Source organism: Micromonospora sp. NPDC048843 (assembly GCF_040649965.1).
Taxonomy (GTDB): Bacteria; Actinomycetota; Actinomycetes; order Mycobacteriales; family Micromonosporaceae; genus Micromonospora; species Micromonospora hortensis.
In genome coordinates this window covers 1-23,156 of the sequence record NZ_JBEZGJ010000121.1, presented here as the reverse complement: position 1 = coordinate 23,156, position 23,156 = coordinate 1, and the positions used below count along the sequence as shown (strand labels likewise).

Genomic DNA, 23,156 nt, shown 5'->3' with positions numbered 1-23,156 from the left:
CGGACAGCGCTACCAGTTCCAGACGGCCCTGTCGGCCGGCACGTCGTCCACCTTCACCGTGCGGGTCCACGATTCCCACGGCGGCCTCGGCATCTGGAACCCGCTGACCTTCACCATCCGTTAGCGCCTCGGCCCTCCGTTAAGGGCTGACCAAGGTCCTTCCACTGGCCGTCGATACGTTTGCGAGTCGGCACGGCGCTCTGGGTCAATTCGACCAGGCCATCGGGGTTGGCGGTGACCGTCGTGGTGGGTGAACCTGCGGCGGTCGCCTCAAACAGCTTGCTGGAGCTTTGGCGGTGCGGGTGAGCTTGCTGGAGTCCGCCGTAGTTCCGTCATTCGAGACACCGATCCCACGGGCAGTGCCCTGACCAGGACCTTCAGGCTGGAGACCATTGGTGCGGTCCCGGCGGTGACGCGGCCCCTCGCTGACCTAACGGCGATCATGGCCCGGATCTCGCTCGACGCTGTGGTGGGGTGACTGCCGTGGGCGGATGAGTCGATCACCACGGGGCACATGACCGACGAAGCCGCGCAGCCTGCGCCGCCGCGAATTGTGGACAGCGTCGAGCCGATCATCGCTGGCTATGTGGAGCTGGTCACGCTCCGAATCGTCGGCTGCGGGCCGAGTAGGAGCGCAGGGCGCGGAGGAAGTCAATTTTTCGGAAGCCTGGCCAGTACACGTCGCAGAAGTACAGCTCGGAGTAGGCGGCCTGCCAGAGCAGGAACCCGGACATGCGGCGTTCTCCGCTGGTACGGATGACGAGATCAGGGTCGGGCTGACCGCCGGTGTACAGGTGCGCCGCGAGATCGTCGGCGGTTAGCCGCTGCGCGACGTCTTCCAGTGTGGCGCCCGCCTGTGCTTCCTGTTCGAGGAGAGAACGGACTGCGCTGACGATCTCCTCGCGGCCGTCGTAGCCGATGGCGACCGTGAGGTGGAAGTCGGCACCGCGTTCACGCGTGGCGTCTTCCGCGAGTTTCAGTGCGTGTCGTGTCGAGTCGGGTAGGACGTCGGCGCGGCCGGCCAAATGGAGCTGCCAGGGGTTGGACGGACGGAGAAGCGGCTCCGCGACGACCTCCTCAATCATCCGCATCAGGTTCTCGACCTCTTCGGATGCCCGCTTACGCATGTTATCGACAGAGGCGACGAACAGAGTGACGTGATGAATGCCCATATCGGCGCACCAGGCCAGTACCTCGTGGATGTGCTCTGCGCCGTACCGGTGGCCGACTCCGGGGTCATCGAAGCCCGCCTGCCTGGCCCACCGGCGATTCCCGTCCATAACCATGGCTACGTGCCGTGGCAGCGACTTACCGCCGAGCTGCGTGCGGAGGCGGTGCGCGTAGACCCGGTAGGCGGCACGGCGTAGGGGCTGCATCATGATCAAATGAAACCACCTCATCGACGCTGGCGTTGGCCCGGCTGCTCATGCATCAAACGACTCCCAGCAGGCTGAGTAGCCACCGACGTAGCTAAGGCGGGGTGCCCGGCCGGAACACCCGTACTTCGGCGACACCGCTAAGCAGTGCCGGGCGAGGCTGAGGTACGTCTGGCCGATCCTGGCAGCGTGGGGCACACAGGGGGCACAAGACGCTGTCAAACGTCGTCAGCCAGCGACCAACGATGGCAGCCTGAGACGCCCCGTGAGCAGGTGCCGAGGACCATTCCCGCTGGTGGCGGCGTAGCGGCTCCAAGTTCCGCTTCAACTCAACCGGGCACGTTGGCTGGCAGGCCAGCTGCTGTCAGTGCAGGAACGTGAAGAGGCTTCCCGCAGGATCCAAAGCCTGTGGCGGAGTTTCGAATCGGTGCACGCCGACAGAGAATCGAACGTCGTCCGGGGCGTGGAATGCCTGCTCCACGAAGCCGGCATCCCGAAGCCACTCCCGTACTGCTGGTGTCAGGTCCGAGTCCCGCCGCGCCCTGGTCCAGATCACGGTGGCGCCCTCAGCACACAGCTGGGGCAGGGCGGTGTGGGCGCTCATCTAATTGGCCTGGGTTCGGCTCATGGAATTGACCTGGTCTCCGGGCAGGAGTGCCACGGGTTGGTGGTGGCGGGTTGTTGCCACTCGTCGATGTCGTCGGGCCAGGGTGCGGGACGGCCGTCGTCATCCCAGAAGCCGGCTTCGATGTTGTCTCTGAAGAGAGCGGTATTACGTGCGGCGCGTTCTTCGGGGTCGGGGATGGCAGGGTCATCGTTGATGTGGGAGTTCATGGTGCGGTCTCCGGGGGCACGGGTAGGGCAGCTGGGCGTGGCCGCAGACGTCGATCTGGTCCTAACGTTGTGGCCCCGGAACTTTGATCGAGTTGGGGCGTTGGACGTTCTGCTAGCGTGCGCGGATGCAAGATCTTGGATCTGTGGCTTGGCCGCCTGAGCCGATCAGGACTGAGAGGCTCGTGCTTCGTGAGACCGAGGCCCGGGACCGTTCGGCGTTCATCGAGCTGCTTGCCTCGCCAGAGGTGCATACCTATCTCGGCGGTCCGCGCCCGCGCGACGTGCTTGAGCGCGAACTGCCCGAGGTGCCCGAGCAGTGGCCGGGAAGTTTCGTCGTCGATCTCGACGGAATGATGATCGGCCAGATCCTGCTCAGGAGACCGGCCAGGCACCGCCCGTCTGCTATGGGGAAGGTCGATCTCGGTTACCTGTTTCTGCCGCGGGCGTGGGGACTCGGGTATGCCGTCGAGGCGTGCGCGGCGGCACTCGGCTGGCTCGACCATGTCCTTCCCGGTGAGCCGGTGGTGCTCGCCACCCAGACCGCCAACGTCGGCTCGATGCGCCTCGCGGCGAAGCTGGGGTTTACCGAGGTAGAAAGGTTCCATGCCTGGGACGCCGACCAGTGGCTCGGCATGCGGTCCCCGGTCACGCCGTCCAGTTGAGTTGCACCGGAACCGCCGGGGGTACCGGCTCGTCCGCCTGTGTCGCCAGCAACTCGGCCAGCGGCGATAGCCGAGATGAGTGCTCCCTAGTGGGAGCGGGCTGCACATCGTCGCTATGGTCGGTGTCGTGGAGACACTGGGCCGACTTGCCGGAGTCACGGTCGACTGCCGGGATCCGCAGCGACTGGCTGACTTCTGGTCTGTGGTGCTTGGAGGACGCGTGACGGAGTCTCTTCCCGGTTGGCGGCGCGTCACTGTCGCCGGGGGCGGCCCGGTGCTGACATTCCAGCCGGTCCCGGAGCCCAAGGCCGGCAAGACGCGACTACACCTCGACATCGCCGTTACCGACGTTGACGAAGCGGTCGATCGGATCGGGATGTTGGGCGGGCGGTGGACAGGTGAACGGCATGACTACCAAGAGGGCGCAGTCCTCGTCATGACCGACCCGGAGGACAACGAGTTCTGCGTCGTGCAGTACTACCGGGTGTGATCCGGTTGGGCTTTCGACCGAGCATCCGAGGCCTGCTGATGGCGTCGTACGCACCGTCGTCGTTGCACACTGATCACAAGCGGCCGCGAGAGCGTGGAGCCGTCGACACACTCTTCTGCCGCTGACAATGCGCGGCGATCGTGAGCGTACTTCCCGATCAACCGATGCGGCTGTGGGGGCCAGCGCTGGGTGCCAGCCAAAGCACTGGCCGGCAGCTTACGAGCGGTCGGCGGTCGGCGAGCCGGTGCGAGCCGGGTTGGGGAGGCAGGTTGGGAGCAGCGGGGTGCCCTGAACGGCTTTGAACTGCGTCCAACGGCATCGAACGGCGCTCAACTGCACCCACCCCTGCCTGCGGCTCCACGTTATCGCAGGTCAGAGCCGGTGCGGCGTCCTGTTTCCCGCAGAGTGTTCTGCGGTTCTGCGTAGCTGTCGACAGCGCTCTATGTCGCCTGGTAGGGGAGTGTGCGCAGGTCAAGGCGGTAAGGAGTCGTTGGTTGTCTTGGCCTTGCAGTTGGGAGCAGATTGGGTGCAGGTTGGCGAAGTGGTCTCTGCGCCCGAAGTGCTCACCGATGCCGGGCGGAGACGAGGCGCTTTGACCTGGGGTGATGGAGGTCGAGCGGTGCGGGGTGACCTCCCAGTAGAGGTCGAAGTGGTCAGGCGTGTTGTTCCGGGATGGCTGGTGCCGGCCGGTGTCTCGGTTCGCCTAACGCCACGCCTGTAGGTCTGCTGTAGATCGATGTGAAGCATTGCGGGCGAGCCTGCTGGAGTCCGTCACGGTTCCGTCATCTGAGACGCCGATCCCACGGGCAGCGCCCTGACCAGGCCCTTCAGTTTGGAGACCTCTTCGGCGAACCCGAAGGCGCCAGTGGCGGGCGCGCACTCTGCACTCAGGGTCGCTGTGCGGGTGCCGAGCGGGCGATCAATCGTCTCCATCAAACTCGGTTTCGTCGACGAGGCCGCCTAGGAACGTCTCGAAGTCGCGGGCGATGACCGTGATCTGGTAGTTCCACTCCTGGTCGACGTGTACGACTGTCGGCTTGCCAGGGAATCGGTAGTCGAGGGCGATCATGTCGTGGCCCGCTGAGGGGCAGTCTGCGATGTAGAGGCCGATGTCGGGGTAGCCCCACTCCGCTATCCAGAACGCGTTCCCGAGCTCGCCGCACAGGCTGAAGGAAGCAGTCCGACCGATGGCCGCCAGTCTGTACACAGCCACATAGTCTGCGGACCACGAGGTTCGGCTGGGCGAGGGGTGGGCGCCACGGGCCAACACCCCGCCGTTGTGTCGCTGGGCCAGGTCGATGTACGCAGCGGGTAGCTTGCGTCCAAGCTGCGCCTCCACCTCCCGCAGAACCTCGGCTGTGAGCGGGCTTTCCAGCGGACCGGAGGTGTCGAAGACGATCGTGGGACCGAGCACGCGCTGACGGTAGTCGCTCAGCGCCAGTTGCAGAAACAACTTCAGCTCCACAGTCCGATGCGGTCCGCGGTGGCACGCCCGGGGCTGCCTGCTCCACGGGACTGGCGTGCGCTGGTTGCGGGTCGCTCGCGCATCGCAGCGGCGGACGGGCCACTTATGGGTGACGATTGCGTTGCCCCGGACTTGCAGGCGTCAGCTGCCGCGAAGAATCTGGTCCCGGTACTGCTGGAAGCCGTGCCATCCAGCCGTCTGAGTGGGCTCGCCGGTTAGGAACTCGCCGGTCGAGATGTCGAGAGCGCGACCACCAACCGAGGCGACGATCCGCGCGATAACGGCCAGAACGTCGTCGCCGCCTCCACGCACGTACAACATGATCGAATCAACGGGGTCGTGCGACCCGATGTTGAGCTCGATGTGCCAAGTCGGGCCGACCAAGCGCCCCCACTCAGGATCCGAGAGATCGAGGTCCTGAAGGGTTTCAAGTAGCCACCGCCTGACATCCGGCCCGGTTCCCAACGGCGGCGGATTGAAGTCCTGCGGAAGCTGGTCAACCGACCTGGCGTCGGCCGGGGCGTCGAAGATAAGAACATCCCAACTCATGGCGTCCTCCGGCGTGCTCAGCCAACTCGGGCAGTTTACTCGTGGTCGTTGCACCACGATCCCTGCCATCCGCTCGGGCGTGTAAACGGCCGGGGCCCGCTCGGTAAGTGTGCCATCATCTGGCTTCCATGATTGACGGGACAGGACCCTAGCGGGTTGTGGTGAAACACCGCCGTCGGCTCGCGCTCTGCAACTCGTCTCGTGCGTTGACGACGAGGGCCGCGATCATCGATGCTCGTGCCCGACCGTCACGGGGAGGTTTCATGGCGTTGCTGGATATCGTTGTCACAACAGTTGGCGGCGCGCTCTCGGCGACCGTCGGGGTTTTCGTCGGCGGGATGCTCGCCCGCCAGGCACAGGACCGACACTGGCTACGGGACCGGCAACTCATGGCCTACCAGGACCTCCTGCGTGAGTACGCCACGTTCTCGATGATCTTGCGGCGCGCTCACCTGGGACGCACGGGCTGGGACTATGACTGGGGGGCATGGAGCGCCGCACTGATGTCAGCCAGCCTCGTCGCCCCGAGCGCGGTCACCGCCGAGATCGACAAGTTCGGCCAAGCGGTGCAGCAACTGTTGGACGTCACCACGGCGGTGGACACGACGACCGCACCACTGTCAAAGGACCAGTTCGAGCAAGTGATGGTGGCACCGGCCCGAGCGCAACTGGCTTTGGTCAATGCCATGCGCCGATCCGTAGGACGGAATCAGGGGCCGCTGTCGACATGGTTGGGCGGAGCAAACGGCCGCCCACCGCATTGGAAGATGGCTCAATCCGGACACGACGGCGCTGCCGGTCCGCAGTAGGCTTGACCTGCCCCAACCTTCGCGCCGTCGCCGCCGTCACTGGTGTCATGATCAGCAGGACACGCCCTAGTGGGGTTCCGCCCGTCAGCTGGCATGCGTCGGTGGGTGCCGCCGAGGGCGATCGTGTAAGCGACGCTGTCGACCAGCTGGCAATGGCTTGTAGGGCAGAGGGTTGTAGGCGTAGCAGCGCAGCAGCGGGTGCGGTGCGTCCAGCGATCCACATGTCGAAGGGCGTTCGTGCGGGCAGGGACGGTACTACATGCCTTGCGGACAATCGCAGCGACCGCCGACGGGAGAAGGGGCACGGCCGACCCGCCAATCCAGGGTCCTGAGGCATGCTGGCCAGCAACACCAGCACGGCAATCTCGGCCTCAACGTCGAGCTACCGAGTTTCGGCCAGAGTGCAGCCCCTGCAGCAGCGATGGCCCGGACGCCGGGCAGCCGAACACCTACCTCGCCTCGGCACGCCGGCACGTAGTCGTCGTCGGTGAGTTGGCCGTCGAGCACGGCGACCGCGAACTGGAGATCAACAGAGCCGCCCGACCCTGGGCATATGAGGCGATCGTCAGCGTGATTCGTCGCGGCGGGCGGAGAGCCGGTTCTGTGCCAGAGCGATCGCCTCGATGAAGCCGCTCATCTGGCGTACCGATGTTTCCTGCAGCTTCTCCAGCTGCGCGGTGAGTGCGTTCGGGTCGATGGGCGGCGCGGCCTTCGCGGTGGTGGAGGTTTGCAGGGAACGCAAGGCCTCGTTGACGGCGTCGCGGAGCTCTTCGGCGAGCGTCTCGGAGGGCACGCGCATCGCACGGGGGTCGAGGCTGATGCGTTCGATCTGGCCGCCGGTGACGGCGGTGACCTCGATCATGCCGGCGGCGCCGGTGCCGGTGCCGATTACCGGCTCGGCGGGGGACAGGGCGACGTTCTTGCGGACGGTCGAACGGAGCGTCTCCAGGAGCTGCCCGAGGTCTTCGTTGCTGTGGTGGGTGGACACGATGCGGTCACCATCCAAGGGTCGTGGTCGGATGCGGGGTACGGCTCAGACCGCCGAACGTCGGTGCATGTCGAGCAGATCGGTGGCCTGGTTCTCCCACGCGGTGTATAGGTCGTCGATGCTGTTGTTTCTGGCGTAGGTGAGTTCAGCGTGCGTCGCCGGCAGTAGCGTGATCAGCTGTAGCTCCGACTTTCCGTCGGAGTCCGGCAGGGCGTCGAAACCATCGGCGGTGTACGGGTGGGTGCCAGCCACGACGCCGGCGATCTCGGTGCCGGGGACGACCGGGCCCGGATCCGCGGACATGATCACCTCGTCGAGGCCGAGCCCGGCCCGGCGCCCCATTACGATCTCGGTGGTCAAAGGCACGAGCATGTGTGCCTCCTTCCGCTGCTCCGCGTGTACGGTGCAGACCAACTCTTGCGGCAGCACCACGGTGATCCGCTGGAACCGCAGGCCATTGGTGACCACCGAGACGAGGCTGTTCGGTGCGTAGCAGAACAAAAGGCCATAGCCGCGGTTACGGCCGAGGGCGGTCGGTTCCTCGAACTCCCGAGCCTCGCCCAGGTAGCGCTCTAGGTGTGGCAGAAAGTCCGCGAATCGTTCGGTCATCAGAGGGTCCTCCCGGCCCCGGTGGCCGCTGACTATCGTCGGAGTCTGGGCCGGCTGGTATCCATCGGCTGGGTCGAGCCGGCCGATGACGAGCCGCCGCTGTCCGTGGCCGCCGTTGTGCTATCTGTCGTGGTGGTCTGCTGGGGCACCATATGGCTGTAGTGACCATAGCCGGGTTCTGTGGATTCCGATCCATGGGCGACGTTCGTCGGCGGGTGCTCGACCTGAAAGTGCCGAGGCTCGTTTAACTCGTCCCGGAACTGCTTGTTGGTCACCGTGCCGGGATGGTCCTCGACGACCTTGACGAGCCGTCGGTACTCGGAGTCCTCCTTGTGCCCGAAGTGGTAGACCGCAGGCTCGCCGGATGCGCTGGTCGGGTTGTCAACCGGGTGCGTGTACCCGTTCGGGTCCTGCTGGCCGCGGTCGTTGAACAGCAGCGCGTTGCCGTGGTCATCCCGCTTGCATGGAATGATCGCGCCGGAGTTCGGGCAGACGAAGTCCTCGCCGTTGGACGCCCGCTTGGCATCCTTGAACACGGCACGCCTGGTCGTGGTACGAAGCTTGGGGCGATCCACCGCGAGGACGGCCGGATCAGCCGGATCATTGGGACGGTACTTACGCCGCTTGGGCCGGACTTGCGCCCCGGCCGCCGGCAGCAGGGGCCCGCCGCCGGACGGCTGCTGCGGCGGGTCCTGGCGCCCTCGCCCGGAGCTTCCGCCGGAGGACCGTCCGGAGCCGCCCGAACTCGACGAGCTGCCGCCGCCCGAGCTGTTGCCGCCGCTGCCCCTGCGCCTAGCCACCGAGCAACATTCCCATCGCCTGGTCGATCAGCATGCCGACGACGGCCCTCGCGATCGCCTGAAAGACCGGAATCTCCAGCAGCGACGCGCCGAACGTGGCAACCGCCGTCGCGATTGCCTGCGCCACCTGGACCGCGAGGATGATCAGCTGGACAATCATCTGCACCTTGAGGAAAAGGACCACTGCGGCGCAGACCATCAGCCCGGCACCCAGCACCAGCGCGGCCGTGGCACCGCTCGCGATCGCCGGCACCGGACTGTCGGACGCCTCCCACCAGGCGCGGAACGCATCCATCGCGTCTCCGCTGTTCTGCGCGACCACCGGCTGCACCGCGCCGGTTGAGTCGCTCACCGTCTGCTCAATGGTGTCGGCGAAGCCGAGCCACGCCTGGCCCATCTCGAACAGCGCGGTCTCGTCGGCGTCGGGCCAGTCGTACCCGATCCAGCTCAGCGCCGTGACCAGCTCGCCGGGAAGCTCGAGTCCCACTCGCGGACTACCCGAGCTGCCCGCTGATCGAGGTGAACATCTGGGCCACCTCGTCCTCGACCGCCTCGTACGCGTCCGCCATACCGACCAGGTCGTCGCCGCCGATCGCCATCTCGTCGGCGGCCACGTACAGGCAGCCGATGATGTATTCGGCGGTCTGCCGGTAGGCGGGGCCAATCAGCGAAGCCAGGTCACCGCTGCCCCACGGCTCGCCGTAACCGGCGAGCGTGGCCTCAAGCGTCTCCAAGGCATCGGCGAACCGGTCGCCGGCCTCGGCTAGCCGCGTGCCGCCGTCCCGCAGCGGCTCGGGCACCACGTCGAATCCCGCCACAGCGTCCCCCTGTCCGACTGCCCTACATCGACGCTCTTCTCGGTTGAGGAGTCTACAAGGGTCAGTCGACTGCCTCTCCCGATCGCGTCGGAGGATCGGCGGGGGGGTATGGGGTGCGCACCACGAGGAAGTAGCGGCGAGGCTGATCCCACCGGCAACCGGGCGGCGCTATGCCGACGCGGCATCCCGGCCAGGATCCCAATCAAGATCGGCCACGCCACCGGTACATCAAGACCACCGACGAGTACAAGCAGATCGCATTCCCGGCGGGGCAACGAACGGCCCTCTACCGGGACGTGCTGTGTCAAAGCGCCTTGCGAGTGATCGCCGATGTGTTCCGCTCCGACTATCTCGGGCAGGTGGACTCGGTCGCTTTCAACGGATACGTCCACGGGCGAGACCCCGCGACAGGACAAGACGCCGACCGTTGCCTGGTAACAGCAATGGTCCGACGCGAAGACCTGCGTGGGATACACCTGACAGTTGTTGATGCCGGCAACTGCCTCGCGGCCCTACGGGGCCAGGTCTCTCCACAGCCGGATCGCCTGGTTGCGGTGCGGCCCGGCGTCGATCGGACACAGTCACAGACGCGCCGTCCGTGTCAATGCCCGACGGGACCGCCGACGTCGACCTGCACGAGATGGATCCCGAACAGTTCGAGGACCTGGTCGCGGACCTGTTCCGCACCCGCAACCGGAAGGTGATGACCACGGCGCGCAGCGGCGACGAGGGCGTCGATGTCATCGCGGAGGATCCTGACCCAATCACAGGTGGCCTGATCGTCATCCAGGTCAAACGCTACCGTGCGACGGTCTCGCCAAGCGTCGTGCGGGACCTGTACGGCGTAGTTCAACATCGGGGTGCCACGAAAGGCATCCTCGTCACTACCTCGGGCTTCGGCCCAGGCTCTTACGAATTCGTCCAGGACAAGCCGCTGACGCTCATTGGTGGAACGGAACTGGTGGACCTGCTGGCCCGTCATGGATTACCAGGAACCCTCCCCTGAGGGGCGGTTATCCCGGTTAACGCCAGGTCGGGACGGCACGTCGGTAGCACCCGCCAAATCAGCCGCCGGTAGGGCCCCTGAGGAGGAGTCAGGGTGGACATCTCGTGGAGCGCTTCGTCTCCCACGTCTGGGACGTTCGTTCGACTGAGCGGCCAGGTGTCGCTGAGCTTGCGGAGCGGTTCAGTGAGTTACGTGCCCAGGGGCAGGGTTACCTCGAGGTCCCGGGCGGTGCCCAGTTCCCCGTGTGCGCGTTGGGGTTCAAGGGGTTTGCGGCGGTCGTCCATCTCATGTCGAATGACGGTGTGGTGTCTCTGCTGGTCGCGGATCAGCCCGCGGACGCGAGTGCGGAAGTGCTGGTGATGGACGACCTGGTCGAGTTCAGTGTCGACTTCGTGCTGGATCTCGATCGCGCCTGGCAGGTGGTCGAGGAGTTTGTTCGCACCGGTCACCCTGCTCGCGCGGTACATTGGTGCGAGTTGTAGCGATACGCGGCGTGGCTCCGCTCTGTGGACGGTCTGGCGGCGGCCGAGCGGCTCGGTTCGGAGCCCAGGGGGAGCAGATTGGGAGCAGCAGGGCGCCCTGAACGGCCTTGAATTGCGCTCAACGGCGTCGAATGGCCCTCAACTGCACCCATCCCTAGCTGCGGCTCCACGTTTCCGTAGGTCAGAGTGGGTGGAGCATCCTGTTTCACCGCGGAGTGCTCCGCAGTTCTGCGCATGGGTCGAAGGTGCTCTATGTCACCTGGCGGGGGAGTGTGCGCAGGTCAAGGCGGTAAGGAGCCTTTGGTTGCGCTGGCCTTGCAACTGGGAGCAGATTGGGTGCAGGTTGGCGAAGAGGTCTCCGCGCCCGAAGTGCTCACCGATGCCGGACAGGGACCAGGGGCTTCGACCTGCGGTGATGGAGATCGAGCGGTGCGGCGTGACCTCCCAGTGGATACCGAAGAGGTCAAGCCTCCAGCCTCCCGACTGGCTGGTGACGGCTGTTGAAATGAGGCCTGCCGGCGCCAGCCACGAGGTCAGTCCACATCGATGCCCGCCTCTGGATGTCGTCGCGGTGGCCTCGGTACGGGTCCCGCGAGCTGAGACCCAGATCCCACTGGCGAACCTCTAAGCAGGGCTTCCTGAACGGTGGCCTCTTCGGCGGATCCGAAGGCGTCGGCGTTGGCATCCCCGCAGAGGCGGTAGGGCGGCTTCCGCTCATGTCGATAAGAGCATCGTCGTGTACCGCCATCGATCGTTTACACGCCCACGCCAAGTTCCGTTCTTGCGACAGTGAGAAACGCACGACGCAAGTCGGCCACTCTTTGCTGAGCCTGATCCCTTTCACTTCGTTCATCTTGCGCAACAGATGCTAAAACTTCGACTTCCACCAATAACTCGCGCGCGATGTTGTACAGATCGACAGAACACACTAACTGGATCTCGGTCCGCGCATCACTCAGCGCACTCATTAGCTCCGCCACCACCTCTTTTTGCTCCTCCTTGGCAGAATTACGATCAGTGATCGTCTCAGCAAGGATGCAGCGCACAGCAGCATCGGTAGCACTCAGATACCGCACGTAGGCGGCGCGGCGATCATCATGCCATCGGCGTGCGTCGTCGCGATGGAGCCGGGCTCGGTCCATTACAATTGCGTTGATTTGGGCGAGAAGTACACCGGCAAGCGTGAAGAAGCCGGTGACTGTAGACACAGCCCACCAAGGCGCACCAGTCATGACCGCATTCTCCACCAGTGGGCCCGACTCTTCGACCCGGAGGCACCCTCAGCCTGCCGACCTTTCCGACCGCGTCGCTAAGGGATGTCTCGTAACCCCGGAGTCTGTCTGCTGAGGACGATCGGTCAGGATGCCTGGATGCAGGTGATCACGGCGGCCCGGCCGGAGTGGATCTTTCCGTTCACCGGGTTGCAGCCTGCCACTTCGGCAAGCTGGTCAGGTTGGTCGCTGAGCGTGGGGGTGACGGCGTCGCCGACGGTCGGCCGGGCCGGCAGTGGGCTCTTGACCTCTGCCTGTCGCCGGGGTGGCGTCGGTACGGATTCCGCGAGCTGAGACCCAGGTCCCACTGGCGAACCTCTGAGCAGGGCTTCCTGACCGGCGACCTCTCCGGCGGGCCCGAAGGCGTCAAACGTTGGCGCCCTGCGGAGGCGGTAGGGCGCCGTGCCGAGTTGAGTGCACTCGATCTACGGCCTGGTATGAGCAATAATCGGCGCCGTGAATACTGTCGTCGCCATCTCCCAAGTCGTTTCCACTTTAATCGTTGCGCTGGCGCTGTTGGTCGGAGCTCGCCAGGCCCGGCACGCTGGGCGGCAGGTCGAGGCGGCATACCGTTCACAACAGGTTCAAGGCACGATGGAAGTGGTCAAGTTGATAACCTCGCCCGAAATGCGGGCCGCCGCCCGGGTACTGCCGTCGGTTATCGAAGTGCCCTACAGTCAGTGGACCGAGGAGCAGAAGTCAGCAGTCACGGTCCGTTGCAACGGCTTCGACGTGGCGGGCATGTTCGTTCGTGCCAATATGGCCGACGAGACCTTCATCGTCGACAACTGGGGAGCGTCCATCCTGGAGATCCGCGAGATAGCGAGCCCGCATATCGCCGAGTTGCGGAACAGGTACCGGGTCGAGAGCTACTGGGGGAACCTGGTGTGGCTGGCAGGCCGTTGGGAGGCCCGACGGGCACTGCCGTCAACGCGCGAATAGGCCGCCGCCGAAGCAGCTGAATCTACCTTTTCTTAAGCCGTGGCGATCATTATCCGGGCAGCTGCACCCCATTTACTTATTCGCTTTTAGGTTCGGGTGGCGAGCTTACTATCATGCCGCGGAAAGCGCGTTCGCGATGGTTGCGCTCATTCGTTGGTCGCAGGCGGCGCAGTAGATCAGGCTGCGGCAAAATCTAGGAGCCGTTCCATTGTGACCTCGTCACGCAGCCCTCATCCCTAACCCGGGAAAGGACAGGAATGGAGTCCGACAAGGTGAAAACATACCTCCAAATGACGAGTCCTGGTTAGCTTCGGTGGGCAAGGGCTGTTGATGGCTTGGTTTTGGTGCCGGTCAAGGACCGGCCGGGGCGAGCTTGTCGCAGCTGCGTGAGGTGCATGATCGCTTTGCGTTGGCGCATCGATGGTCGAGCTTGGTTTGGTCACATTGGGATTGGATCGAATGGCTCAGCGACCCGGCGTTGCGTCACTGGTGGATCGAGGTGAACGACGAGCTGGCTGGTTGGGGCTGTCTGCGCTGGCATTCAGGGCCGGAGGTGGAACTGGACGCCTTCGGCCTCAGACCGGAGTGGACAGGGCATGGATGCGGTGGTTGGGCCTTGTCGCTACTGACGGAGGCCGCATGGAATCTGCAGGGTCCGCAGGGCAGTGCTGAGCTTGGCGAGCGAACTCGGCGGGTCTGGCTACATACCTCAAGTTGGGATCATCCTCAGGCGCTGGCGAACTATCTGGCCCGCGGCTTTGCGCCAGTCGAAGGCGGCATCTAGAGACGGGCTTGGGGTGCCAGTCGTGGGTAGAGGCGGCTGGCGCGCAGATGGACGGTGGTGCTAGGGGACATGGGGCAAAAGACGCCCGTGAATCGTCGTCAACCAGCGAGCAGTCATGGCAGCCGAGACGTCGGTCCCATCACGGGGCCGAGGATACGTCCAAAGTCCCGGTAGCCCACCGATGTGTCATCCTCACGTCGCTGCTCCCGTGCCCGGGAACTGATTCCCGGTGTCAGCGGAGATCGATGGACGGGCCCAGGTCGACCAGCCCGCCGATTCTGGCGACGATGCCGTCTGCGGTGTGTGTCGCGCTGGCGAAGACCGATGATGGGCTTTGGAGCGTGTCACCCTGGTGGATTTCGATTGCGCCGTTGCCGGATGTGTCGAGCAGGTGGGCGGCGAGGCAGCCGACACTGTTGGCGTTCGCGATGTCCTCGTCGACGCCGATCGCTGGGGCGAACATCCGGGCGGCGCCCGTTCGTGCGGTCGGCGACAGCGCGTAGGTGAAGCAGCCGAGATAGCCGCGTCGTCGACACTCGGTTGCCAGCCGATCGAAGTCGGGCTGCATGGACAAGAGTGTGTGGCGATCCCGGACGGGGACGAGGAGTCGTGGCGTGCCGGACGAGGCGACCCGTACGTCGGCGGCGATGTCCGTTCGTTTCAGGCCGAGGGCCGCGGTGATGCCACCGCCGGTTGCGTCGACATCGTCCGACAGGGCGATGACGCCTTGGTCGAACCAGACCTCGATGCCGTCAGGGCGCCGGGTGGCGGTCGTGGCGAAGGTGCGGCCTCCGGTGCGCTGGCGGCCGTGGTGGTCCATGGCACCGCTGCGGTGCAGCAGGACGGCCTGCGCGGCGATGGTGCCATGCCCGCAGTTCGTGAGTTCCCCGGCGCTGGTGAAGAACCGCACCCTGGGCGTATCCGCTCTGCTGGTGTCGATGAACGCGGAGTGGGTGGTGCCGGCCCTGCGGGCGATCGCGCGCCGGTCGTCGTCGGTGAGCGTCCCATCGTCGCTCACCACTGCGGTGGGGCTACCGCCTCCTCCACGGCGGGTACAGGCGTTGACCACCACCACTGGTGGGCCGACCATCAGGCGGCCGTGACGTCGGCGAAGCGAGGAGCACCGGGATCGAGGTCGGTGCGAGCGGTGCGGGCGGCGAAGCAGATCGTGTGGTACCACCCGCACAGCAGTGCCACGTCGAGCAGCTGCCGCTCGTCGAACAATTCCCACGCGGATTGCCACAGATCGTCGTCGACGTCGGATGAGTCGTGCGGGGCATCAACCATCCGGATGAGCATGGCCTGACGGCCGGCCGTCCCGCACGGGTCGTCAGGGGATCCGCGGGTGAGTGAGGTTACCTCATCCCGAGCAGGTCCGGTGTGGTCGGCGAAGGCCATGAGGTGGACGCCCCACTTGTATTCGCAGCGGCAGCGCGCGCATGTCCGCAGGATGATGATCTCCCGCTCGCGCAGTGCTAGGGGCAGTTGACGGCCGAGTTCATAGCGGCCCCAATGGCTCATCGCGATGGTCATCGGCAGGTTCTTGGCGAACGTCTGGAACAAGCCGATGGGAGGCATGCCAGGCGGCATCACCGTGGCGAGTTGTGCTTCCACGTCGGGCGTGAACGGCGGTTCGAGCGCTGGGATGCGAGCCATGACCAGACTCCAGATGCTTCGGATTCAGAAGCACGGTAGCGATTCTGCTCCCGAAGCGCCAGGGCAGATGGTTAGCGGGTTCAGACCTCGTCGTCCACGCTCAAGGCCGAGGCCCACGCGTCGGACCAGCGAACGAGCGGGCGCAAGGCCTGGTAGGCGCCGCGGCCGAGGTCGGTGAGCTCGTAGGACGTATCCGGCTTCTGAGAGACGAGGTGGGCGTCGAGCAGTTCGGTCAGCCGCTGCCGCAGAACACTGGATGACATGTTGTCGCAGCGCTGCTGCAGCGCGCGGAAGCCGACCGGCCCATGCTGCAACTCCCAGATGATGCGCAGGTTCCAGCGACGCCCGAACAGGTCGAGGGCGGCCATGAGGGGCCGTCCGGTGCTCGATCCGCGTACCCGCTGGCCCGGCCTTGGTGCCGTCACCGCCTGTGCCGCCCCTCTTGATGCTTCGAACTCCGACACAGTACCGTCCCATGCGATGATTCTATTTCCGAAGCGATCGGGGGCGGCTTCGTGAGGCGACTACGCACTGCGTTGTGCGACCGGCTGGGCATCGATCTGCCCATCGTTCAGGCGCCCGTGGGTTCCGCGGCAGTACCGGAACTGGTGGCGGCGGTGTCCGAGGCCGGCGGTCTTGGCATGCTGGCGTTGACGTGGCAGACACCCGATCAGGCACGGCGGAGCATCCGGCGTACCCGGGAGCTCACCACCCGGCGGTTCGGCGCGAACCTGGTTCTCGACCTCCCGGTGAACGATCTGCTCACCGTGTGCCTGGAGGAGAAGCTGCCGATCATTTCCACCTTCTGGGGCGACCCGTCGACGGTGCACGGCCGGATTCACCGGGCCGGGGCGCTGCACCTGCACACGATCGGCGACATCGCCGAGGCCGTGCACGCCGTCAGGGCCGGGGTAGAGGTCGTCGTGGCCCAAGGCTGGGAGGCAGGCGGTCACGTCCGCGGCGGCACGAGCACCATGTCCCTGGTGCCGGCCGTCGTCGACGCGGTCGGGCCGGTGCCAGTGATAGCTGCAGGAGGAATCGCGGACGGGCGTGGCGTCGCGGCAGTGCTCGCGCTCGGCGCCCAGGGCGCCATGCTGGGCACCCGCTTCCTGGCCGCTGTCGAAGCCGCCATCCATGAGGTGTACCGGCAGCGCCTGATTGCGGCCACCGCGGCGGACACTGTGCACACCCTATGCTTCGACGGCGGATGGCCGAACGCCACGCATCGCGCACTGCGCAACACGACCCTCCAGCGTTGGCAGGAGGCCGGCTCGCCGCCTGCCCCACTGCGGCCCGGCGAGGGTGATGTCGTCGCCGTCGACGCGTCTGGCGAGAACCATCCTCGATACGGGGACCTGATGCCGCTGCCCGGGATGACCGGTGACCTGGCCGCCATGGCCCTGTACGCGGGCCAGTCCGTGAGCCTCGTCCACGACGTCCTGCCTGCCGCCCGCCTACTGCACGACATCGCCGGTCAGGCCGCCGCCACCGTCGACCTGCTGCAAAGCCCGACGACGTGATGCCCGTTCCGTCCGCGGTGTTGTTCGACGTCGACGGCGTGCTGGTTGACTCCTATCCGGCGTACCGCCGAATCTGGAGCCGGTGGGCGACGCTGCGCCACCTCGACCCGGACCTGGTCTGGTCCCATACCCACGGTCGCCGGCCCGTCGACACCGTCGCGCTGGTGGCACCGCACCTCGACGCTGACGCCGAGTACCGGCTCGTCCGAGAAATCATGGCCGCCGAGGGCGACGCCTTCCCCGTCTACCCCGACGCCGGCGCCGTGTTGAGCCTGCTCGACGGTCACCTGTGGGGTGTGGTCACGTCCGGCCGGACGGCGACCGTGATGCAGCGGCTGCGCGCGGGCGGGCTGCCGGATCCTCCCGTCCTGGTCGACAGCAGCCAGGTCCGGCGCGGCAAGCCGGGCCCCGAGTGCTATCTGCGCGCCGCGCACCTTCTCGACACCACAGCAGCGAACTGCCTGGTGATCGAGGACGCTCCCGCCGGTATCGAAGCAGCCCGGGCTGCCGGCATGACGGTCATCGCGGTCCGCACCACACACCCTGCCGACGAACTGACCGGCGCACACCACTGTGTTGACACCCTCAGCGACACGATTCCCCTCTTCACAGACTGGCTGAACAGGACTCGACAATGAACGAGGTAACCGAGCAGTTCGATCTGGTGGTCCTCGGCGCGGGCCCGGGGGGCTACGTCGCGGCGATCCGCGCGGCTCAGCTCGGGCTCAGAACAGCCATCGTCGAGAGACGGTACTGGGGTGGCGTCTGCCTCAACGTGGGCTGCATCCCTTCCAAGGCGCTCCTGCGCAACGCCGAACTCGCCTCGAGCACCGGCGTGGGCTTACCGAATTGCTGCACGCCAACCCGGGTCTGCGGGACCTGTTGCTGTGGCGGCTGCCCGGATGCGATTCAGACCGAGAACCAGCTGTCGCTGGTTCTGGAGGTGGTTGGCCCAGCGACAGGAACGGTCCTCGCACTGTGCCGAAACGCAGGTAGCCCGCCCGCTACCATCCACGCGTGATAGGAAACCGTCGATGGGTACGGTGGATTTTCCTCTTCAGCGGTGCGGTTTTCCTGCTGATGGGCGGGTACTGGCTCTTCACCACAACCCGGGCGCAGGCCAACGGGCAGGCGGGTTGGACCGGTGGGTTCATCGCGGTAGCTGGGTTGGCGTTCGGGATGGCCCAAGTTGTTCTCGGCGCCTTGGCGCTGCGCCGACAGCAGCCGGCCCGCGGCGTAGCGCCGACCGTGGCGGCACCCCCGGGCACACCAGGGATGATCTCGCTGACCGCGCCGCAGCCGGCCGCATTCACGCGGGGCCGTGACGAACTGGTCGGCGAACTCGCCGGGCTCGTCCGCCGGTGGTACCAGCCAGCGGCGCGGGTACGGGTGTTGCACGGCATGGGCGGTGCCGGCAAGAGCACTGTCGCTCAGCTGGTGGCCAGGCGATTCGCCGACCGCAAGGGAAAAGTCTGGTGGGTCTCGGCGGCGAACGCCACCGCCCTGCAAACCGGAATGCGGCAGCTCGTCGCCGATCTCGGTGCCTCCGATCACGACATTCAGCGAGCCTGGTCCGGGCTGACCGGCGCCCCGGATCTGCTCTGGAGGCTGCTGTCCGGCGTTCCCGGACGCTGGCTCTTAGTCATCGACAACGCCGACGACACCCGGTTGCTGGGACTGGACGGCGAGCCGGTCACGGCCGCACGGGGGTGGGTCCGGCCGGTACCGAACCGTCGGGGCCTCCTACTGGTCACGACTCGCGACGGTGACCCCGAGGTGTGGAACACCTCCTGGTGCAGAATGCACCGGATCACGATGCTGTCCGCCTCCGACGGTGCCGCCGTACTGCTGGAACATGCCGGGAACCACGCGGGCGGCGTACGGGAGGCCGCCGCACTGTCGCAGCGTCTCGGCGGCCTGCCGCTGGCTCTCGGCCTGGCCGGCCGAGCCCTGGCCGACGCACAGCTATTGCGGCTACCCGGCATCGCGACCACCTTCGCGGCCTATCAGACCGCGATCGATCCGCTCGGCGAGTCCACCATCGGGGGGGCCGTCAGCCGTACCTGGGAAATGTCGCTCGACCTGCTCGACAGTCGCGGCCTGCCTGAAGCCCGGTCGCTGATGTGGCTCCTCGCAACCTTCGCCGACGCGCCGATTCCGACCGGGCTGCTGGGATCACCGCTGAATCCCCGCGATACACAGGAGTTACTGCGCGCCCTGGCCACACTTGGCCTGATCACCGTCGAGAATGGCGATCCGGACTCGGCGAGCCTGCGCGTCCATCCGCTCATCCGCGCCACCATTGATCCGCTGGCTCAGTTGAGCCTGGCGGTCACACTGCTGGCCGGATTCGCCGACGGCGACCCGGACGACTCCGGGCAGTGGCCAAAGTGGCAGGCCGCTGCCCCGCATGCCTTCCACCTACTGAATGAGGCAACCCGCACCACCGACACCGACCTGATCATTCGTGCCGCTCGCATCGCCGAAAACGCCGCCCGTTACCTCAACGCCACTGGGCTGTACGCCGTAGCCCTCGACCATTTAAGCGCCCTGCGGTCGATCCGAGAACGGGAGCAGGGCGCACACCATCCCGACACCCTCACCACCCGGTTCCGCCTGGCATACACAATTGGATTCGCCGGCGATCCGGCGGCCGCCCGCGATCGGTTCGCCGCCCTGCTGTCCGCCCAGTATCGGGCGTTGGGCGCCGACCATTTGGACACCCTTGACACCCGTAACCAGTTGGCCCGCTGGACCGGGGAGACTGGCGACATCGTGGCGGCCCGCGATCAGTACGCGGCACTGCTGCCCGTCCAGGAGCGATTCCTCGGCGCAGAACATCCGGCCACCCTGGCGTCGCGGCAAGGGCTCGCCCAATGGACCGGCAGGGCCGGCGACGCAGCCGCCGCCCGCGATCAGTTCGCCGCGCTGCTACCGGTCCGCCAACGGGTACTGGGCGACGAACACCCGGACACGCTGGCCACCCGGCATCGGCTGGCCCAGTGGACCGGCTGGTCAGGCGACGCCACGGCCGCCCGCGACCTGCTCATCGACGTAGTGGACAGCTGCCGCCGGGTACGCGGTGCGGAGCACCCGGGTTGCCTGTACGCCCAGCATGACCTGGCGCGCTGGATCGGATACGCGGGCGATGCCGCCACTGCTCGCGACCAGTTCGCCGTGCTGCTGCCCATCCGTGAACACGTCCTCGGCCCGGAACATCCCGAAACCCTGGCCACCCGCCATGGCCTTGCCTACTGGATCGGCGCCGCGGGCGACGCCGCGGCCGCACGAGACCTGTTCGCCGCACTCGTCCCCGTCCGCGAACGCGTCCAAGGCCCGGAACACCCCGACACTCTGGGCAGCCGGCACGAACTTGCCTGTTGGACGGGGAGAGCGGGCGACGCCGAAGGCTCCCGGGCCCAATTCGCCGCGCTACTACCGGTTCGCGAACGGGTGCTGGGCACCGACCATCCCGACACCACCGACACCCGTCGCAAACTGATCGAGCCTCTGGACGTAGCCACTAGGCCTGCCCCTCGATGGTTTCAGCTCAGGCGCGGGGGATGAGGCTCGTTGGTCAGGGCCGCCAGAGCGGCAGCAACCTCCCGAAGGCTCGGCGGACATACGTAGTGGTGGTGTCGACCCGGCAGCAGGCCTGGCACGATCTCGCTTCTTGCTGGGAGACCTCTTCGGCGGCACCGAAGATGTCAGCCATGGTGCTCCCGGCCGTCAGTTGGGTGACGTCCGCTCAGCTGCCGGTGGCCTATCCTCCCGTGCGTGGATGAGCGCATGTGGCACCAGAGTTCCGACGTATCCCTGGTCATCCGTACCGATTTTGCCCATCCACAGGAATGGACAGCGATTCAGGCGGCGATCGCTGAACCGCAGACAGAAGACGGGTTCACCGCTTGCGTTGCATTCGTCGATGATCGTGCGTTCGAGGGGATCACGCCGTCGCAGCTCCTGGAGGTGGTGCCCGCGGATTTCAATCATGCCGTTGCCTTCCTCGTCGACACGAAGGCGCTGACCCACCCTGATCGGCCGATCCTGGTAGTCAACCTCTACGACTACGTGGAAGATCTAGAGGACCAGGGCAAGGGGCCGCAGTACGGTGCCACGTTCCGAGTCCTGCCGTCCGAGATGTGGTCGGTTCAATACAACCTCACGATTTCGAACATGGACTGGAAAGATTTTGCCGACAATGCGAACGGCGAAGGCATCTTCCGCGGCTTCTACTAACACGCAACCTGATGCGAACATCTGCCGACGACATAGCGCATTAGCCGTCCGTACACCCTCACGGCCAGTACGGCATCGAGATCGCCCGCCGAATCATCAGGCGATGATCGTGGCTGCAGACCCGGCCGCCAGCGCCATGGTCGGCGTGACTCGACATGATTGCTGGACGAGTCAGCTGACGGACCTACCCGAGCAGCGCCGCCGCCGCGGCCAGGGTGGCGAGCGACATCGTCGTGGTCACCACCACCGCCCGGTTGGCCACCGCCTCGCCGACGCCGTACTCCTGGCCGAAGATGAACGTGTTCTGCGCTGTCGGCAGGCCCGCGCACACCACCACGGCGAGCAACTGCGGCGCGGATAGGTGCAAGGCCAGCCCGCCCGCGTACGCGATGACCGACTGTGCGACGAGCTTCAGCGCGGTGATCACGGCCAGCTCGGCCAGCTCGGCCGGCTCGGCCCGCGACGGCGCCGTGCGGTGCATCGACGCGCCGAGCGCGACCAGGGCGGCCGGAACCGCGGCGCCCGACAGTCTCGCCAGCAAATTGCTGACTGTGGGCTGCCGGGTCAGCGAGCGGTGGGGTTGGCTAGTCGGCCCAGTTCGGTTGCGGCGAGTTGGCGCAGGGTCTGGTTGGGGTCGCGGGTATACCAGTGGAGGATGTCCGGGGCAGCGTCGGGCGCGAGGTGTCGTGCCACGACCGCGACGCGCTGACGGACCATTGGATCTGGGTCGTCCGCCAATTCGATCAGGAGCCGCCCCCGGAGTGATAGCCCGCCATCGGCGCTGGCGAGTCCGCTGAGGGTCGCCGCTCGTACTGCGGCCTCGCCGTCTCGTGCCAGCATCGTGAGTTGCGGCGCAACGCGGGGATCCGAGTCAGCCGCCTTCGCCAGCGCTGTCGCGGGCTTGGACTCGCAGTTGTGCGTCTTGGTCGGCGGCCAGCACGTCCGCTCATGTCGGTGTGCGCGCCTTTGGGAGGATGTGAGCATGCCCAGCCGCTCCTTTCCTTTCTCGCCTCGCAGCAGTCGCCAGTTGGAGCGCGGAGATCTCATCGCTGTCCCGTGTGAGCCATCTGGTTGGGCTTGTCTTCAGGTGGTCGACCTTCAACGTCGAGGGCCGGGGTCGCTCACCACGTCCATCGCCGGGATCCTGCCGTGGCGTGGCGACGAACCGCCTACCGAGGACGACGTTGCGGGATTGGCTGTACGGGAGCAGGGCCTGACGCGCATTGAGGTCTTCACCGATGGAGGACTTCAGGTGGTGGCGGCGGGGGTTGTCGACACGAACTTGCCGTCGCACTACGAGGACTCGGGTGTCGGGGCCGTCCATAGGGTCTGGGGTTGGCGTACCGCGATCCGTGGGGCGAAGGACGCGGCTTCCTCTGTCTGACATGGGCGCTACCGGCGCTCCGGCGGCTGAGCCGCCGTTCAGTCAAGCCAGCAGATTACCGCGGCACCATCGCGGGCGGCTGCAGCGAAGAAGGTCTGGACGCCTGGCAGATAGTGGGCCACCCACGTAAGTTCGCTGGGTCCTTCCCAGGGGCCGGGGTAGATGTCGGCCCGTTTCAACTCCTGCGGGTCGACGCCCCGAATGAGGCTGTCTTCGGTGAGTGCGGCCAGTCGCGAGGCGGCCGTCGCTACTTGGACTGGCGTCAGATAAGAGGGTGGTCCGTAGCCCCAGTCGTCGTCGAGGTTCTCCAGGAAATCGAACATCTCCTCGCTGTCAGGCTCGACGTCTGGCAGCTCCACGAACCTCTCCGCGCCTAGTACTGCAACGGCAGTAGGCGAATCGAGTTCGGCTCGCGTTCGTTGGTCTGCCTGTGACGGACGTTGATGTCGATCGTTGGCACGGGGAGTTGGAC

At 66.2% G+C, this 23,156-nt stretch carries 27 protein-coding genes and 2 pseudogenes; 13 read left to right on the top strand and 16 right to left on the bottom strand.

All coding sequences use genetic code 11. The features are described from left to right. Positions 1 to 596 precede the first annotated feature (596 nt). Positions 597 to 1,379 carry a polyprenyl diphosphate synthase gene (uppS, locus tag AB0C20_RS24910; protein WP_357568847.1) on the bottom strand — a complete coding sequence of 261 codons (783 nt, stop codon included), beginning with the start codon at positions 1,377 to 1,379 and terminating at the stop codon, positions 597 to 599. A 621-nt stretch (positions 1,380 to 2,000) separates the two neighbouring features. Next, positions 2,001 to 2,210: a hypothetical protein gene (locus AB0C20_RS24905; protein ID WP_357568845.1), complete on the bottom strand. Its 210-nt coding sequence runs from the start codon at positions 2,208 to 2,210 to the stop codon at positions 2,001 to 2,003. Between the two features lie 182 nt (positions 2,211 to 2,392). Here AB0C20_RS24905 and AB0C20_RS24900 point away from each other — a divergent pair, with 182 nt between their 5' ends. Both AB0C20_RS24900 and AB0C20_RS24895 read left to right on the top strand, forming a co-directional pair. Continuing rightward, positions 2,393 to 2,872 carry a GNAT family N-acetyltransferase gene (locus AB0C20_RS24900; RefSeq protein ID WP_357568844.1) on the top strand — a complete coding sequence of 160 codons (480 nt, stop codon included), beginning with the start codon at positions 2,393 to 2,395 and terminating at the stop codon, positions 2,870 to 2,872. 127 nt (positions 2,873 to 2,999) lie between these two features. Continuing rightward, positions 3,000 to 3,362 carry a VOC family protein gene (locus AB0C20_RS24895; protein ID WP_244200459.1) on the top strand — a complete coding sequence of 121 codons (363 nt, stop codon included), beginning with the start codon at positions 3,000 to 3,002 and terminating at the stop codon, positions 3,360 to 3,362. Between the two features lie 919 nt (positions 3,363 to 4,281). Here the strand turns inward: AB0C20_RS24895 and AB0C20_RS24890 are convergent. Then, complete coding sequence (locus AB0C20_RS24890; protein ID WP_196930068.1) at positions 4,282 to 4,776, bottom strand: SMI1/KNR4 family protein; 495 nt, start codon at positions 4,774 to 4,776, stop codon at positions 4,282 to 4,284. Positions 4,777 to 4,968: 192 nt separating this feature from the next. Beyond that, the gene (locus AB0C20_RS24885) at positions 4,969 to 5,376 is read right to left on the bottom strand and encodes a hypothetical protein (RefSeq protein WP_196926093.1); all 408 of its coding nucleotides are present in this window, start codon (positions 5,374 to 5,376) and stop codon (positions 4,969 to 4,971) included. Positions 5,377 to 5,639: 263 nt separating this feature from the next. Here AB0C20_RS24885 and AB0C20_RS24880 point away from each other — a divergent pair, with 263 nt between their 5' ends. Next, a complete protein-coding gene (locus AB0C20_RS24880) occupies positions 5,640 to 6,185 on the top strand; it encodes a hypothetical protein (protein ID WP_357568843.1) in 546 nt (181 codons plus the stop codon). Positions 6,186 to 6,750: 565 nt separating this feature from the next. On the opposite strand, the gene AB0C20_RS24875 is transcribed toward AB0C20_RS24880, so the two are convergent. From AB0C20_RS24875 to AB0C20_RS24855, 5 genes are all read right to left on the bottom strand, one after another. Continuing rightward, on the bottom strand, positions 6,751 to 7,173 hold the full coding sequence (locus AB0C20_RS24875; protein ID WP_357568842.1) for a YbaB/EbfC family nucleoid-associated protein: 423 nt from the start codon (positions 7,171 to 7,173) through the stop codon (positions 6,751 to 6,753). Between the two features lie 45 nt (positions 7,174 to 7,218). After that, positions 7,219 to 7,782 carry a suppressor of fused domain protein gene (locus AB0C20_RS24870; RefSeq protein ID WP_357568841.1) on the bottom strand — a complete coding sequence of 188 codons (564 nt, stop codon included), beginning with the start codon at positions 7,780 to 7,782 and terminating at the stop codon, positions 7,219 to 7,221. 32 nt (positions 7,783 to 7,814) lie between these two features. Further along, positions 7,815 to 8,318 (bottom strand): GH-E family nuclease, encoded by a 504-nt coding sequence (locus AB0C20_RS24865; protein ID WP_357568840.1) that lies wholly within the window; start codon positions 8,316 to 8,318, stop codon positions 7,815 to 7,817. Between the two features lie 256 nt (positions 8,319 to 8,574). Continuing rightward, positions 8,575 to 9,069, bottom strand: a complete 495-nt coding sequence (locus AB0C20_RS24860) for a hypothetical protein (RefSeq protein ID WP_357568839.1) — start codon at positions 9,067 to 9,069, stop codon at positions 8,575 to 8,577. A 7-nt stretch (positions 9,070 to 9,076) separates the two neighbouring features. Beyond that, positions 9,077 to 9,400 (bottom strand): hypothetical protein, encoded by a 324-nt coding sequence (locus AB0C20_RS24855; protein WP_357568838.1) that lies wholly within the window; start codon positions 9,398 to 9,400, stop codon positions 9,077 to 9,079. A gap of 604 nt (positions 9,401 to 10,004) precedes the next feature. Here AB0C20_RS24855 and AB0C20_RS24850 point away from each other — a divergent pair. Both AB0C20_RS24850 and AB0C20_RS24845 read left to right on the top strand, forming a co-directional pair. Next, positions 10,005 to 10,406 carry a restriction endonuclease gene (locus tag AB0C20_RS24850; RefSeq protein WP_357568837.1) on the top strand — a complete coding sequence of 134 codons (402 nt, stop codon included), beginning with the start codon at positions 10,005 to 10,007 and terminating at the stop codon, positions 10,404 to 10,406. 104 nt (positions 10,407 to 10,510) lie between these two features. Then, the gene (locus AB0C20_RS24845; protein ID WP_357568836.1) at positions 10,511 to 10,888 is read left to right on the top strand and encodes a hypothetical protein; all 378 of its coding nucleotides are present in this window, start codon (positions 10,511 to 10,513) and stop codon (positions 10,886 to 10,888) included. Positions 10,889 to 11,643: 755 nt separating this feature from the next. Here AB0C20_RS24845 and AB0C20_RS24840 read toward each other — a convergent pair. Continuing rightward, positions 11,644 to 12,120 (bottom strand): hypothetical protein, encoded by a 477-nt coding sequence (locus AB0C20_RS24840; protein WP_357568835.1) that lies wholly within the window; start codon positions 12,118 to 12,120, stop codon positions 11,644 to 11,646. A gap of 138 nt (positions 12,121 to 12,258) precedes the next feature. On the opposite strand from AB0C20_RS24840, the pseudogene AB0C20_RS24835 reads away from it, so the two are divergent. From AB0C20_RS24835 to AB0C20_RS24825, 3 genes and pseudogenes are all read left to right on the top strand, one after another. Then, positions 12,259 to 12,410 (top strand): annotated as a pseudogene (locus AB0C20_RS24835) (IS5/IS1182 family transposase); the annotation flags it as partial. A gap of 205 nt (positions 12,411 to 12,615) precedes the next feature. Continuing rightward, on the top strand, positions 12,616 to 13,101 hold the full coding sequence (locus tag AB0C20_RS24830; RefSeq protein ID WP_357568834.1) for a DUF4760 domain-containing protein: 486 nt from the start codon (positions 12,616 to 12,618) through the stop codon (positions 13,099 to 13,101). A gap of 373 nt (positions 13,102 to 13,474) precedes the next feature. After that, positions 13,475 to 13,885, top strand: coding sequence for a GNAT family N-acetyltransferase (locus tag AB0C20_RS24825; RefSeq protein ID WP_357568833.1), 411 nt, complete (start codon positions 13,475 to 13,477; stop codon positions 13,883 to 13,885). 232 nt (positions 13,886 to 14,117) lie between these two features. Here the strand turns inward: AB0C20_RS24825 and AB0C20_RS24820 are convergent, their stop codons facing one another. The 3 genes from AB0C20_RS24820 to AB0C20_RS24810 all read right to left on the bottom strand — a co-directional run bounded on the left by AB0C20_RS24820 (position 14,118) and on the right by AB0C20_RS24810 (position 15,909). Then, positions 14,118 to 14,957, bottom strand: a complete 840-nt coding sequence (locus AB0C20_RS24820; protein WP_357568832.1) for a PhzF family phenazine biosynthesis isomerase — start codon at positions 14,955 to 14,957, stop codon at positions 14,118 to 14,120. 17 nt (positions 14,958 to 14,974) lie between these two features. Beyond that, positions 14,975 to 15,541 (bottom strand): carboxymuconolactone decarboxylase family protein, encoded by a 567-nt coding sequence (locus tag AB0C20_RS24815; protein WP_357568831.1) that lies wholly within the window; start codon positions 15,539 to 15,541, stop codon positions 14,975 to 14,977. An 80-nt stretch (positions 15,542 to 15,621) separates the two neighbouring features. Beyond that, the gene (locus AB0C20_RS24810; protein WP_357568830.1) at positions 15,622 to 15,909 is read right to left on the bottom strand and encodes a helix-turn-helix domain-containing protein; all 288 of its coding nucleotides are present in this window, start codon (positions 15,907 to 15,909) and stop codon (positions 15,622 to 15,624) included. 147 nt (positions 15,910 to 16,056) lie between these two features. Here AB0C20_RS24810 and AB0C20_RS24805 point away from each other — a divergent pair, with 147 nt between their 5' ends. The 5 genes and pseudogenes from AB0C20_RS24805 to AB0C20_RS24785 all read left to right on the top strand — a co-directional run bounded on the left by AB0C20_RS24805 (position 16,057) and on the right by AB0C20_RS24785 (position 21,300). Then, positions 16,057 to 17,061 carry a nitronate monooxygenase gene (locus AB0C20_RS24805; protein WP_357568829.1) on the top strand — a complete coding sequence of 335 codons (1,005 nt, stop codon included), beginning with the start codon at positions 16,057 to 16,059 and terminating at the stop codon, positions 17,059 to 17,061. After that, a complete protein-coding gene (locus AB0C20_RS24800) occupies positions 17,061 to 17,699 on the top strand; it encodes an HAD-IA family hydrolase (RefSeq protein ID WP_357568828.1) in 639 nt (212 codons plus the stop codon). Before AB0C20_RS24805 ends, AB0C20_RS24800 begins: the two co-directional genes overlap by 1 nt. Beyond that, positions 17,696 to 17,884: pseudogene (locus AB0C20_RS24795) on the top strand (FAD-dependent oxidoreductase); the annotation flags it as partial. The gene AB0C20_RS24800 and the pseudogene AB0C20_RS24795, both read left to right, overlap by 4 nt. A 194-nt stretch (positions 17,885 to 18,078) precedes the next feature. Continuing rightward, on the top strand, positions 18,079 to 20,628 hold the full coding sequence (locus AB0C20_RS24790) for a tetratricopeptide repeat protein (RefSeq protein ID WP_357568827.1): 2,550 nt from the start codon (positions 18,079 to 18,081) through the stop codon (positions 20,626 to 20,628). Positions 20,629 to 20,838: 210 nt separating this feature from the next. Continuing rightward, positions 20,839 to 21,300 (top strand): hypothetical protein, encoded by a 462-nt coding sequence (locus AB0C20_RS24785; protein WP_357568826.1) that lies wholly within the window; start codon positions 20,839 to 20,841, stop codon positions 21,298 to 21,300. A 184-nt stretch (positions 21,301 to 21,484) separates the two neighbouring features. On the opposite strand, the gene AB0C20_RS24780 is transcribed toward AB0C20_RS24785, so the two are convergent. From AB0C20_RS24780 to AB0C20_RS24770, 3 genes are all read right to left on the bottom strand, one after another. After that, complete coding sequence (locus AB0C20_RS24780; protein WP_357568825.1) at positions 21,485 to 21,841, bottom strand: AEC family transporter; 357 nt, start codon at positions 21,839 to 21,841, stop codon at positions 21,485 to 21,487. Between the two features lie 23 nt (positions 21,842 to 21,864). After that, positions 21,865 to 22,140 (bottom strand): HEAT repeat domain-containing protein, encoded by a 276-nt coding sequence (locus tag AB0C20_RS24775; RefSeq protein WP_357568846.1) that lies wholly within the window; start codon positions 22,138 to 22,140, stop codon positions 21,865 to 21,867. A gap of 582 nt (positions 22,141 to 22,722) precedes the next feature. Then, entirely contained in the window at positions 22,723 to 23,043 is a 321-nt protein-coding gene (locus AB0C20_RS24770; RefSeq protein WP_357568824.1) for a DUF1877 family protein, read from the bottom strand. Positions 23,044 to 23,156: the final 113 nt, after the last annotated feature.